The organism is Streptomyces sp. NPDC014764 (assembly GCF_043082785.1).
Lineage (GTDB): Bacteria > Actinomycetota > Actinomycetes > Streptomycetales > Streptomycetaceae > Streptomyces > Streptomyces althioticus.
Genome location: NZ_JBIBXY010000012.1, coordinates 19110 through 31128 on the forward strand (window position 1 = coordinate 19110; position 12019 = coordinate 31128).

Annotated in this window: 12 protein-coding genes; 2 read left to right on the top strand and 10 right to left on the bottom strand. The window is 74.6% G+C overall.

All coding sequences use genetic code 11. From position 1 onward, the window contains the following. Window positions 1–22: 22 nt before the first annotated feature. The 9 genes from ACF1AG_RS24725 to ACF1AG_RS24765 form a co-directional block, all read right to left on the bottom strand. A complete protein-coding gene (locus tag ACF1AG_RS24725) occupies window positions 23–550 on the bottom strand; it encodes an SMI1/KNR4 family protein (RefSeq protein WP_359602940.1) in 528 nt (175 codons plus the stop codon). 37 nt (window positions 551–587) lie between these two features. Next, complete coding sequence (locus ACF1AG_RS24730) at window positions 588–1241, bottom strand: DUF4232 domain-containing protein (protein ID WP_359602938.1); 654 nt, start codon at window positions 1239–1241, stop codon at window positions 588–590. Between the two features lie 98 nt (window positions 1242–1339). Then, window positions 1340–2566, bottom strand: coding sequence for a hypothetical protein (locus ACF1AG_RS24735; RefSeq protein ID WP_391810408.1), 1227 nt, complete (start codon window positions 2564–2566; stop codon window positions 1340–1342). An 89-nt stretch (window positions 2567–2655) separates the two neighbouring features. Next, the gene (locus tag ACF1AG_RS24740; protein ID WP_359602935.1) at window positions 2656–3042 is read right to left on the bottom strand and encodes a hypothetical protein; all 387 of its coding nucleotides are present in this window, start codon (window positions 3040–3042) and stop codon (window positions 2656–2658) included. Window positions 3043–3179: 137 nt separating this feature from the next. Further along, complete coding sequence (locus ACF1AG_RS24745) at window positions 3180–4652, bottom strand: PLP-dependent aminotransferase family protein (RefSeq protein WP_391810464.1); 1473 nt, start codon at window positions 4650–4652, stop codon at window positions 3180–3182. Between the two features lie 14 nt (window positions 4653–4666). Next, complete coding sequence (locus ACF1AG_RS24750; protein ID WP_387798193.1) at window positions 4667–5383, bottom strand: B3/4 domain-containing protein; 717 nt, start codon at window positions 5381–5383, stop codon at window positions 4667–4669. After that, a complete protein-coding gene (locus ACF1AG_RS24755) occupies window positions 5383–5988 on the bottom strand; it encodes a LysE family translocator (protein ID WP_359602931.1) in 606 nt (201 codons plus the stop codon). The genes ACF1AG_RS24750 and ACF1AG_RS24755 overlap by 1 nt, the downstream gene beginning before the upstream one ends. A gap of 124 nt (window positions 5989–6112) precedes the next feature. Then, on the bottom strand, window positions 6113–6877 hold the full coding sequence (locus ACF1AG_RS24760; RefSeq protein WP_359744469.1) for an alpha/beta hydrolase: 765 nt from the start codon (window positions 6875–6877) through the stop codon (window positions 6113–6115). An 81-nt stretch (window positions 6878–6958) separates the two neighbouring features. After that, window positions 6959–8335: an FAD-binding oxidoreductase gene (locus ACF1AG_RS24765; protein WP_359602927.1), complete on the bottom strand. Its 1377-nt coding sequence runs from the start codon at window positions 8333–8335 to the stop codon at window positions 6959–6961. A gap of 184 nt (window positions 8336–8519) precedes the next feature. Here ACF1AG_RS24765 and hemB point away from each other — a divergent pair, with 184 nt between their 5' ends. Beyond that, window positions 8520–9512: a porphobilinogen synthase gene (gene hemB, locus ACF1AG_RS24770; RefSeq protein ID WP_359602925.1), complete on the top strand. Its 993-nt coding sequence runs from the start codon at window positions 8520–8522 to the stop codon at window positions 9510–9512. 88 nt (window positions 9513–9600) lie between these two features. On the opposite strand, the gene ACF1AG_RS24775 is transcribed toward hemB, so the two are convergent. Continuing rightward, window positions 9601–10365 (bottom strand): DUF4232 domain-containing protein, encoded by a 765-nt coding sequence (locus tag ACF1AG_RS24775; RefSeq protein WP_387798188.1) that lies wholly within the window; start codon window positions 10363–10365, stop codon window positions 9601–9603. Between the two features lie 213 nt (window positions 10366–10578). On the opposite strand from ACF1AG_RS24775, the gene ACF1AG_RS24780 reads away from it, so the two are divergent. Then, window positions 10579–11931, top strand: a complete 1353-nt coding sequence (locus tag ACF1AG_RS24780; RefSeq protein ID WP_391810409.1) for a helix-turn-helix domain-containing protein — start codon at window positions 10579–10581, stop codon at window positions 11929–11931. Window positions 11932–12019: the final 88 nt, after the last annotated feature.

The following is a 12019-nucleotide window of genomic DNA, read 5'->3' on the forward strand; positions in this document are numbered from 1 at the left end:
GTGGCGTACGGCGCGGCCGAGGTCAACGGCAGAGGGCTTCGATGTGCTCGGCGAAGGCCGGGAACTCGGCGCGAGCCTCGGAGATGATCGTGCGTGCGGGGCGGCGCGGGGTCGTGGCGTGACGGGCGGCCAGGGCGGGAAGGGCACCGTCGGGGCGCGGGGAATGGTCGTCGTACAGGACGGACTCCAGCGGGCCGATGCCCTCCGCCAGCACCCACAGGAAATCGGAGAGGTTGCCCGCGACGACGCCCGTCTCGCCCTCCGAGCCCAGGAAGACCACGGGCTGCTCGGTGAGGGGCCGGCCGGTGCGCACCAGCCAGAGGGCGGCGAGACCGCCGGTGCCGTCCTGGCCGAACACGCGGAAGGCGTCGCCGTCCAGCTCGGGGTTCCCCGTCCACTGGCGCAGCCACTCGGTGGTCGCCTCGGCCGAGTCGAACGCGTCGTAGGGCTCGAAGTCGATGCCCTCGCCGTCGGCGTAGTCGACCGGCGTGCGGGCCAGTTCGGCGAGGGCGGGCGGGAAGCGGCGGTCGTCGCCGGAGGTGTCGGTCATGCGCGGCACCGTAGCGCCGCGCACCGACAACCCGGGGTCAGGACTGGGTGACCGGGCGCATGGCGAGGCCCTCCGTGGGCTGCCAGCCGGTGACGCGCTGCCCGTCGTCGGCCTGGAAGGACCCCTCGGTCGGCATCTCCAGTTCGACCGGTTCCTCCGCCTCGGCCTCACCGCCCGGGCTGCCGAGGGTGAGCGTCATGAACGTCACCTCGTAGGTGTCCCGGTTCCCGCCGGTCGCGAGCACACCCGCGTACGCCTTCTCGCCGGGAGCGAGGGTGAACGGCTCGCCGGCTTCCGTGCCCTCCATGACCGGGGCCGGGCCCTGCGCGTCGCCCAGCATGACCTCCGGGGCGTTCTGGATGTCGCAGTCCCTGTCGCTCTCGTTGGTGGCGACCACCATGATGTGCCGGGCCGGCTCCCCCCTCTCGCCGTAGTTCGACGCGGTGAAGGCGAGGTCGCCCATCGTGCAGAGGCCCGTGCCCGCGGAGTCGTCACCGCCGGCCGGGGCGTCGGACGCGTCGTCCGGTGCCGGGGGCGTCGCCCGGCTCGCCGAGGTGGACGGGGGCGCCGATCCGCCCCCGTCCAGGTCGGCGCCCTCGCACGCCGCCGTCGCCAGCAGCGCGGCGGCGACCGCCGCGACGACGGCGTACGGCTTCCAGGCAGGGCGGGCTCTGCGGGCTGCGGTCTTCATCTGTGTCACCCCGTGGTCGGACGGCTACGTGTGGTGCCTCCGAGCACGAGGATTCCGCGGCCCGCGGTTGCCCTTCAGGCCCGGTTCCAGGCGTGTTGTTACCGATCGGGCACATATCCCGCGTCCTTCAGGGCGCCGGTGCGGTTCACGTACGGGCGGGAGGCGACCGTGACGCACACCGACACCGCTGCCAGCGCCGTGATCGTCACCGTCGGGGAGAGGAACTGCGCCGATCCGCCCGCCACCGCCGCCCCGATGCCCTGCCAGGTCATGCGGCCCGCCGACTCCACGCCCTGCACCTGGCCGCGCACCTGCTCGGGTGTGAGGGCGAGGAGCCGTTCCTGAAGGGGGAGCGTGGCCGCGAAGCCCGCGCTCGCCACGAACACGGCGACCGCCGCCACGGCCGTCGGCGGGTGCAGGGCGAAGAGCAGGTACGGCACGGCGAGCAGAAGCCGGAGGGGGAACGCGCAGCGGCGACGCCACTCGGCGGAGAGCAGCCGGCCGACGGCCAGGTCGCCGAGGAGCATCCCCCCGGACGCGGCGGCCAGCAGGAGGCCGGCGTCCTGCTTGGCGTACGGGATGAACAGGGCCTCGCAGCCGACGATCAGGCCGTTGGGCACCCACAGGTTGAGGAGCAGGGCGCGCGGGCCGCCACGGGAGAGGAGAGCCGCGTTGGCCGTCCACGTCTCGCGCAGGCCGGGGCGGCGGGGCGGGCGGATGGAGCGTTCCCGTACGGTCGCCGCCGTCACGGCGAGAGCCGCCGCCGTCAGTCCGGCCGCCGCGAGGAACAGACCCTGCGGGGTGAGGTGGCGCAGCAGCACCGCGCCGAGCGCGAACCCGAGGACGGAGGTGCCGCCCGCGGTGATGTTCATCAGCGAGCGGGCCGGGACGTACGCGGAGGCCGGCACCACCTCGGCGAGCAGGCCCATGCGGGTCCCGGTGTTGAGGGACTGGAAGAAGCCGAGCAGCAGGAGCAGGGCGAAGTGGGCGGCGAGCGGCATGCCGGGGGCCGCCTGCGCGCAGGCGCCCGCGAGGGCGACGCACTGGAGCGCGACCAGGGTGCGGCGCGGACGGCTGCCGTCCGCGACCGACATCAGCGTGGTCGCGCCGAGCACGGTCGCGAGGGTCGCGCCGTACATGCTCACGGCGGTGAGGAACGGGGAGCCGGTCGACCGGTCGACGAGCGTGCCGAGCGCGAAGCCGGAGAGGGTGCTCGCGCCGACGGTGAGCGTGAACCCGGCGTACAGGCCGGCGAACTCGCGGTTGCGGAGGAGGTCTCGGTAACCGGGTCTCAGGTCAGGGGAGTTGGTGTCGTCGGAAGGCATGAAAAAAGCCTCTGGGCTGCCCTGCCGGGGCGCGCCAAAGGCTGACCGAGGGATCATAGCGGGTCCGGGGCGGCTGCCGGACCCGGATCTCAGATCAGGCCGACCGACACCAGACCGCCCGTCGCGGCGACCGTGGCCGCGAGGCCGCGCAGGCCCGGGGTGACGGCCCTGCGTCCGCCCCGCGTGGCAAGCCGGAGCACGGCGTTCGCGGTGAACGCGGGGAGCAGCACGCCGAACATCGTGACGGTGGCGAGCGCGCCGAGGGTCGGTTCGACGGACATGGTGAGGGCGCCGACCGCCATCGCCGCCGCGGCGATCCCGTACAGCGCCGCCGGTACGAAGGTGAGGTCCTCGCGCGGCTGCGGGGCGGGGCCGCGTCCCCTGGCGTGGGCCCACTGGCGCCGCTCGGCGCCGACCCGCGCCGACACCATGACGACCACCTCGACCGCCAGGACGATCACGGCGATGTGCTCCATCGACACAGCTGTCCCCTGTCCTGCCGTCACCAACGTCGATACGCCCGTACTCGTACTGTCGACCGTACGCACCCCGAGGGTGCCGGGTGAAGCAACTTGAGCTGGTTCAGAGGCTTTTGCTCGGCCGGGGCGTCGGTTCAGGCCAGTGTGCGCAAGGCGCTGCCCAGCAGCCTCACGCCCTCCGTGAGGGCGCCGGGCGGGTCGGCGGCGTACCCGAGGACCAGGCCGGGGCGGCCGGGGAGCTGCCGGTGCCAGGAGAGGGGATGGCACTTGACGCCCAAGGCCAATGCGGCCGCGGCCAGTTCGCTGTCGGGGACGTCCGGCGCGTACGTCACCGTCAGGTGCAGGCCGGCCGCCGCGCCGTGCACGACCGCGCCCGGGAGGTGTTCGCGGACGGCGGCGATGACCGCGTCCCGGCGGCGGACGTGCCGGGCGCGCAGCAGCCGCAGGTGCCGCTCCAGTTGCCCCGTCTCCATCAGCCGGGCCAGGACGAGCTGGGGGAGCACCGCGCTGCCGAGGTCGGTGAAGCGTTTCGCGTCGCTCAGCGCCACCAGGTGCCGCCGGGGCGGGAGCAGCCAGCCGATGCGCAGGGCGGGGGCGAGCAGTTTGGAGACGCTGCCCATGTAGCAGAGACGGTCGGTGAGCAGGGAGCGCAGCGCCGGGACCGGCGGGCGGTCGTAGCGGTGCTCCGCGTCGTAGTCGTCCTCCAGGATCAGCCCGCCGTCCGCCGCCCACCGCAGCAGCTCGCGGCGGCGCTCCCCGCTGGTCACCACGCCGGTGGGGAACTGGTGCGCCGGGGTGAGCAGCACCGCCGGGGCGCCGGTGGCACGCAGGGCGGTGACGTCCGGGCCGTGCGCGTCGACCGGGACGGGCGGGGTGGACAGGCCCCCGTGCGCGAGATGCTGGCGGGTGCCGAGCGAACCGGGCTCCTCCACCGCGACCGCCGTGATCCCGTCCGCGCGCAGCACCGGGTGCAGCAGGGTGAGCGCCTGGGCGATGCCCGCGACGATCAGGACGCCGTCCGGGTCGACCGCGATGCCCCGGCTGCGCGCCAGCCAGTCGGCGACCGCACGGCGCAGCGGGGGCGCGCCGCGCGGGTCGCCGTAACCCAGGTCGGCGCTGGACAGCTCGGCGAGCACGGCCCGTTCGGCGCGCAGCCACGCCGTGCGGGGGAAGGCGGACAGGTCGGGACGGCCCGGGGTGAGGTCGATCCTTGCGTCGGCGGCCCGCAGCGCGTCGAAAACGCGGGAGTCGGGGGAGCCGGTGAACGGCCCCGTCGGCAGCGGCTGTTCGGTACGGGACGGCAACGGAGGCGGGGGCGCCGCGACCACGACCGTGCCGCCGCGTCGACGCCCTTCGACATGACCGTCCTCCGCGAGCCTGCGGTACGCCTCGGTCACCACGCCCCGTGAGACGCGCAGTTCCGCTGCGAGCAGGCGGGTGGCCGGGAGTCTGCTGCCCACGGTCAGCCGGCGGTCGGTGATCGCCTGCCGTACCTGCCGTGCGAGCCAGTCGGCCTTGCCGTCCGCGGGCACGTCGTCCGCCCGCAGCTGCAGGAAGTCCGAGCCGTGCGGTGCTGCCGTGCCGTCCCTTTCGGTCACCGGATCGATGGTGCCATGCGCGGCTACGGGACACGGGCGGCGTCGCCGAGCGTGAACTCCGGTGCTTCACCGGTCAGCAGGCCGGTCACGGGCGTGACCGGCCAGTGCGCGGTCAACTCCTCCGCGAGGGTCTCCAGCACCCGCGCGACCGTGTCCGCCCCGCCCTCGTGCATCGCCTCCGCCACCACGAGGATCCGGCGCGTGCCGTCCCGCACCGCCGAGTGGCCGCTCTGCCGGTTCGTCCAGCGGCGGGCGTGCGCGCGCCCCGCCGAGTCGGCGTACGTCACCTCGCCGGGGGCGGGGTGCTCGGTGCGGCCGTCGAAGGTCGTGTACTCCTCGTCACCGTGCGCGGACCGGACCTCCAGCAGCGGGCCCGTGATCCGGTCCGCGTCGAGCGCCGCGACCGGCACGGCGTACGCCACGGAGACCGCGTTGCACAGGTCGACGACCGGGTGGATGCGGGGCAGTGCGCCTTCCCTGCGCAGGCGGCGCAGCAGGGACTCGGAGGCGCAGCGGTACTGCGTCGGACGCAGGCCCAGGCGGGTGAACGTCCGCCGCCACGCCAGTACTTCGGGGAACCCGCTCTCGGGGCCGTCGGTGAGCCGGGCGAGGGCGCGGGCGGTGTACTCCCCCACGCGCGCCCCCACGTCCGCCGTGCTGTCGACGCCCGTGGCGTGGAGCGCGCCCGCCGCCAGGCCCGGGTGGGCGGACCGGACCTCCTCCGTGTGCCGGAAGATCATCACGCCACCGCCATCCGGGCGCCGAGCCCGACGAAGCTCGCCGTGAAGACGGCGCGCAGGCCGGTGGTGACCCGGGGGTGCGCCAGCAGCCGGTCCCGTACCGCTGCCGCGCACACCCCGTACGCGGCGAAGACCACGAACGTCAGCGCCATGAAGGCCCCGCCGAGCCGGAGCATCAGGCCGAGGGAGCCGGTGGAGCCGGCCGGGACGAACTGGGGGAGGAAGGCGACGAAGAACAGCATCGGCTTGGGGTTCAGCACATTGATCAGCACGGCGGTCGTGATCACGCGGAGCGCGGGGCGCGGCTCGGACTCCGGGCGGACGGTGAACGCCTCCTTGTCGCGGAGCATCGCCCACGCCATGTACAGCAGGTAGGCGACGCCCGCGTACTTCACCACCGCGTAGGCGAGCGGGCTGGAGGCGAGCAGCGCGGAGAGTCCGGTGACGGACGCCAGCAGATGGGGCACGACGGCGAGCGTGCAGCCGAAGGCGGCCACCAGGCCCGCGCGCCGGCCGTGGGAGAGGCCGGCGGCGAGCGTGTAGACCACGCCGGTGCCGGGGGTGACCACCACGGCCAGGGCGGCCAGCAGGAACGCGAGACTCAAGGGACCCTCCGGGGGGACGTCGGTGTTCCCCCAGCCTCGCGGGACCATGGACCGCCGGACAGAGCCAAAGAGGGGCTGCCCGGCAGGGCCATAAGGGCCGCCGGACAGGCCCTGGTGCAGAAGGTCAGGCCAGCGCCTCGGCCGTCGCGCGGGCGAAGGCCTCCGGGTTGTCCAGCATGACGTTGTGGCCGCAGTCCGGGACCGGGACCACACGAACGCCCGCCGCCTCCAGGTCCGCGGCGCCCGGGAAGGGGCCGTCGGGCTCCGGGTACAGGAAGGTGCGCGGAACCGGCAGGTCCAGCAGCAGCTCCCGCATCGTGGGGGTCGTGCCCCGGACCAGATGCACGGCGCTGCGGTGCAGGGCCTCCAGGCCCGTCAGACGCATCGTCGCCCACCAGGTCTCGCCCGCCCGGTCGCGCACCTCCCGCCAGCCGCCCGCGAGGAACTCCTCCTCGCCGTACGCGGCGATGCCCCGGCTGCCGAGGGCGCCACGCTCCGGCGTCAGCGGGTCCAGATTGGCGTCGACGAGGACCAGCCGCGACACCAGCTCCGGGTGGCGGGCGGCCAGCACCACGGCGACCGCGCCGCCCATGCTGTGCGCGATCACCTCGGCGCCGGTGACCTCCGCGGCGCGCAGCGCTGCGGCGAGCGCGTCCGCGTGGTCCTCCAGCGTGTAGGCGAACGACGTGGGCCGGTCGCTGTGGCCGTGGCCGAGCAGGTCGATCAGCAGGGAGCGGCGCCCGGCCAGCAGCGGGTGGACGGCGGTCCCGGCGAAGTACAGCGGTGAGGTGGCGCCCAGTCCGTGGACGTAGACGCGGGCCGGCTCCCCGCCCGGCAGTTCGGCCCAGCGGATCCGGTCGCCCTCGGTCGTCACGGCGGCGCTGTGCACGGTCCGGTCCCCCTCTGTCGTACGGCCGCGGAGCACGTCCCGCGGAGGACGAGCACCGTATCCGACGGGTCCCGCGCCGGCTCAGGGGGTGTGACCGAAACGGAGCAGGCCGGCGGGGTCGTAGGCGTGCTTGAGGCGCAGCAGGTCGGCGTGGACCTCCGGGGTCCAGGCGCGGGCCCGGTCCGCGGCGTCGCCGGGAGTGCCGTGCATGTTGGGCGTCGTCCGGCCGGTGCCGTAGGGGGACATCGCGGTGTGCAGGGCCGTCGCGGCCCGGTCGGCGGCCAGCGCCTCCGCCGGGGAGGCGACCACCGCGACCGTCTCCAGCAGATGGTCCGCGTCGCGGGCGCTCACCATGTCCGCGCCGGGCGCGGGCCGGGACAGGGCGCCGCCCAGGTGCCGGATCCCCACGAGCAGCAGTGGGCAGTCGCTCACGTCCGGACCCACCTGGTCCAGGAACGTCCGGACCGCCACCGGGGTCAGCTCGTGCAGCAGCAGGCACGACTCCCGCACCGGGAACGGGCCCCGCGGGTCCATGTGGATCCGGTCGATCTCCGTGCACGGCATGACCTCCACCGTGTCGACGGCCGCCGGGGCGGCGGCCCGTACGGGCGCCAGCAGCGCCTCGCCGTCGGCCGGGTCCCCGGTCCAGGCGACCGTGACCCGCGCCCAGAACCGGCCCCGCAGCGGTTCGGGGACCTGTGGGACCGGCGGCAGCCGCAGCAGGGCGAACGACGTGCACATCTCGTCCGGCACCGTGCGGATCCATCCGCACCAGGCCGACAGCACCGCCTCGGCGTGCTCGCCGGGGAACCAGAGGCCGCCGCCGAGCAGGGTGCGCAGCGGCAGCAGCTCCGTGACCATCGACGTCACCACGCCGACGGCGTGCTTGCCGCCGCGCAGCGCCCGGAACAGGTCGGGCTCGCGGCCGGCGTCCGTCTCGTGGAGCGTGCCGTCCGGGGTGACGACCTGGAAGGAGCGGACCAGGTCGGAGCCGTACCCGTAGGCGCGGCCCAGGACGGGTAGGCCGCCGCCCACCGTGTAGCCGACCGCGCCCACGTCGGACGAGCTGCCGCACAGTCCCGCCAGGCCGTGCGGGGCGGCCGCCGCCATCACGTCCCGCCACCGCGCGCCGGCCTCGACCCTCGCGGTGCGCCGCTCCGGGTCGACCCGTACGCCCGTCATCCTTTTCGTGCTGATCAAAAGCCCGTGGTCGAGCGGGTAGTTGGCGCCGTGGCCGGTCGCCTGGACGGCGACGTGCGTCCCGGTGGCCGACGCCCAGCGCAGCGCGGTCACCACGTCGTCGGCGCCGGTCGCCCCGACCACCACGTCGGGGGCGCGCCGGGCGGCCACGTTGAACCCGGTGAGCTCCTCCGCGTAGCCGTCGTCGCCGGGGCGCAGCACCGGTCCGCGGATCTCCGACAGGGCGAACAGGTCGGGCGTCCGGTGCAGGGTGACCATGACGAACCTCCGCGGCGCGCGGTACGGAGGGACGGCGGACCGCGGCGCCGTCCCGGCCCTCTCCAGCATGGTCCCGCCGCACCGGCCCCGCACGGCGGGCCGCCCGGGCCCCGCCCCGAGGGTCGGTCGTGCGCCGACTGTGCGTCGGCAAAGGCACGGGCGGGGCGGGCGTAGCGTAGGCGGTATGACGACGTACGGATCCTTCCCCGGCACGCGCCCGCGGCGTCTGCGCACCTCCCCGGTGATGCGGCGCATGGTCGCCGAGACCCGCCTGCACCCCGCCGACTTCATCCTCCCGGCCTTCGTGCGCGAGGGCGTCGCGGAGCCGGTGCCGATCTCGTCGATGCCGGGCGTCGTGCAGCACACCCGCGACAGCCTGAAGAAGGCCGCCGCCGAGGCCGTCGCCGCCGGCATCTCCGGGATCATGCTGTTCGGCGTGCCGGAGGAGTCCAAGAAGGACGGCGCCGGCACCGCGGGCACCGACCCGGACGGCATCCTCCAGGTCGCCCTGCGGGACGTCCGCGCCGAGGTCGGCGACGACCTGCTCGTCATGTCCGACCTGTGCCTCGACGAGTTCACCGACCACGGCCACTGCGGCGTCCTCGACGACCGGGGCCGCGTCGACAACGACGCCACCCTGGAGCGGTACGCCGAGATGGCGCAGGTCCAGGCCGACGCGGGCGCCCACGTGGTCGGACCGAGCGGGATGATGGACGGCCAGATCGGCGTCATCCGCGACGCCCTCGACCAGATCGGCCGCGACGACGTCGCGATCCTCGCGTACACCGCGAAGTACGCCTCCGCCTTCTACGGCCCCTTCCGGGAGGCCGTCGGCTCCTCGCTCCAGGGCGACCGCCGCACCTACCAGCAGGACCCGGCCAACCTCCGCGAGTCGATGCGCGAGCTGGAGCTCGACCTGGAGGAGGGCGCCGACATGGTCATGGTCAAGCCGGCCGGCCCCTACCTCGACGTCCTCGCCAAGGTCGCGGACGCGGTGGACGTACCCGTCGTGGCGTACCAGATCTCCGGTGAGTACGCGATGATCGAGGCCGCCGCCGAGAAGGGCTGGATCGACCGCGACAAGGCGATCCTCGAGTCCCTCACCGGCATCCGCCGGGCCGGCGCGCGCAGCATCCTCACCTACTGGGCCACCGAGGTCGCCAACACCCTGCGCTGACCGGGCGTAACCCGCCCATCGTCGACGGGGGCGGCCGGCGCCCGCATCTGGTTTACGCGGGCGCCAGGCTCAGTGGGTGGCGTCCGGCTCAGTGGGTGAGGGCGTCGTCCATCGAGTACTGCCAGTACGTCACCGTCAGGCTGCTGTCGTAGTACACGCCCGTGGCCGGCAGGGACGGGATCGCGGCGGGGCCGCCGTCGCTGTTCGGGGTGCGGCCCTGGAAGCCGACGGCGAGCTTCCTGCCGGTGGCGCCGCCCGCGCCGCTGCCGTCCGCGGCCGACAGCAGGACCCCCGCATACCCCGACTCGCCCGGCGCCAGGGTGACCACGGCCTGCGGCTTCGACTCCTCGACCGGCTGCGGCACCCACTGCATCTCGTCGAACCGCAGCACCGGGTAGTAGGTCAGGTCGCAGTTCTTCGAGCCGGTGTTCTTCACCGTGATCAGCATGTGGTTCACCGGGCGGGAGACCGGCGCGGCGGTGACGGAGGTGTTCGAGCCGTTGCAGGGGTTGAACCTCGCCGGGGCGTCGTCGGACCCGCCCGAGGCGGAGCCCTTGCCGGCGGAGGCCCCCTTGCTTCCACTGCCGTTGCCACCGCCGCTGTTGCTCTCGCCGGAGCCGGCCGTGTCCCCGCCGGACCCGGTGGAGCCGTTCGCGGTGGAGTCGTTCCCGCCGCTGCCGGAGGCGGACCCCTCCGGCGCCTGCGAGGAGGCGTCCGAGGGCGCCGACGCGACGGGCTGCGAGGAGGACGCGCCCTCGTCGCGGGTGCCGGTGCCGTCCTGGCAGGCGGTCAGGGCGAGCGAGGCGACGGCGACACCGGCGGCGGCGAGCAACTGAAGGCGAGAGGTGCGCATGGCGGATTCCTTGTCATGGGAGGGGACTTGGTGCAGCCGCTCGACCGGTCGGTGGGAGCGGCGTGCTTGGATGACCAGAGCGTGCGGTGTGATCCGTCCCGGCCGCCACCGCCGACGGGCGATCCGGGACGCTGGAACGCTCATACCGCCCTGACCTGGGGGAACGGCCGTCCCCTGGAACGGTGGAACGGGACACGGGGGAGCGGAGGAACGGTGTCGGAACAGACGGCCGCGGCGGAATTCGCCGCGCTGCTACGGCAGCTGAAGGACCGGTCGGGGCTCAGCTACGGGGTGCTCGCCAAGCGGCTCCACATGAGTACGTCGACCCTGCACCGGTACTGCAACGGGGACGCGGTGCCGGCCGACTACGCCCCGGTCGAGCGGCTGGCCCGGCTGTGCAAGGCGCGGCCCGGGGAACTCGTCGAGCTGCACCGGCGGTGGGTGCTGGCGGACGCGGTGCGGGGGCGGAAGGGCGCGGCTGCCGCCGGGACGCCCCCGGCGGACGGAAGCGCGGACACGGGGCCCGGGGAGGCGGCCACCGATGACGGGCCTCCGGCGGAGGCGCCGTCCGCGACCCCGGTCGGCCCAACGATTACCAGCCCCGTCGGAGGGGACGAGGCGACGGCGACCCGCGGGGACGCGGATCCCGCTCCCGTCCGCCGCCGTACCCGTACCGCCGTCCTCGCGGGCATCGCGGTCGCGGCCGTGGCCGCCGGGATCACCTTCGCCGTCGGTCTGCCGGGCGGCGGCTCGGACGACGGCGGCGACGGCGGACGGCAGCGCCCGGCCGGCGCGGCCGGGGTGACCGGGGAGGAGAGCGCCTCCGCGTCGACCTCGCCGTCCTCCTCTCCCGCCTCCCCCACCTCCTCGGCCGAGGAGAAGAGCCCGGCCAGGACGCCGGCCGGGTCCGGACCCGCCGGCGCCCCGGACGGCGAGGGGGCGAAGAGCGGCGTGCCGGTCACGGTGCAGGCGGACCCCTACGCGTGGGAGAGCCCTTGCTCGCAGCGGTACCTGGTCGACAAACCGGCGGGCGGGATGAAGCCCCCGCCGGTCGAGGAGGGCGCCGCGGCCTGGGTGGCGGCGCACGGCGCGGTGCCCTCGGGGCAGCAGTACCTGCGGCTGACCGTGCAGGGCACCGGCCCCGAGACCGTGGTCGTCGACGGCCTCACCGTGCGGGTGGCGGGCAAGAGGGCGCCGCTCGCCTGGAACGACTACGCCATGGCCTACCCCGGCGTGGGCTGCGGAGGCGGCGTGCGGACGCGGGCGTTCGCCGTCTCCCTGGACTCGGCGCGGCCGTCCCTGACCCCCGAACCGGGCAACGACGACTTCCCGTTCAAGGTCAGTGAGTCCGACCCGGAGGTGTACTACATCACCGCCTCGGTCTCCGCGTACGACGTCGACTGGTACCTGGAGCTGAAGTGGTCCAGCGGCGACCGCCGCGGCACGCTCACCGTCGACGACAAGGGCCGGCCCTTCCGCACCAGCGGCAACAAGGGCCGGCCGGCGTACGAGTTCCCGATCGGCGGCGACGGCTGGGTGCCGGAGGGGACGACGAAGCTGGACTAGAACCTCTGTCGCGTCCGGATCCCGGAAAGGCGCGTGTAGAAGACAGGCGGTTTTCTAGGCTGCGGGGACGAGCCGTCACCCAGTACCA

What these genes read in the sequence shown, in the direction of transcription:
- ACF1AG_RS24725 (WP_359602940.1), bottom strand. Translation starts at nt 550, where the DNA reads ATGACCGACACCTCCGGCGACGACCGCCGCTTCCCGCCCGCCCTCGCC.
- ACF1AG_RS24730 (WP_359602938.1), bottom strand. Translation starts at nt 1,241, where the DNA reads ATGAAGACCGCAGCCCGCAGAGCCCGCCCTGCCTGGAAGCCGTACGCC.
- ACF1AG_RS24735 (WP_391810408.1), bottom strand. Translation starts at nt 2,566, where the DNA reads ATGCCTTCCGACGACACCAACTCCCCTGACCTGAGACCCGGTTACCGA.
- ACF1AG_RS24740 (WP_359602935.1), bottom strand. Translation starts at nt 3,042, where the DNA reads ATGGAGCACATCGCCGTGATCGTCCTGGCGGTCGAGGTGGTCGTCATG.
- ACF1AG_RS24750 (WP_387798193.1), bottom strand. Translation starts at nt 5,383, where the DNA reads ATGATCTTCCGGCACACGGAGGAGGTCCGGTCCGCCCACCCGGGCCTG.
- ACF1AG_RS24765 (WP_359602927.1), bottom strand. Translation starts at nt 8,335, where the DNA reads ATGGTCACCCTGCACCGGACGCCCGACCTGTTCGCCCTGTCGGAGATC.
- hemB (WP_359602925.1), top strand. Translation starts at nt 8,520, where the DNA reads ATGACGACGTACGGATCCTTCCCCGGCACGCGCCCGCGGCGTCTGCGC.
- ACF1AG_RS24775 (WP_387798188.1), bottom strand. Translation starts at nt 10,365, where the DNA reads ATGCGCACCTCTCGCCTTCAGTTGCTCGCCGCCGCCGGTGTCGCCGTC.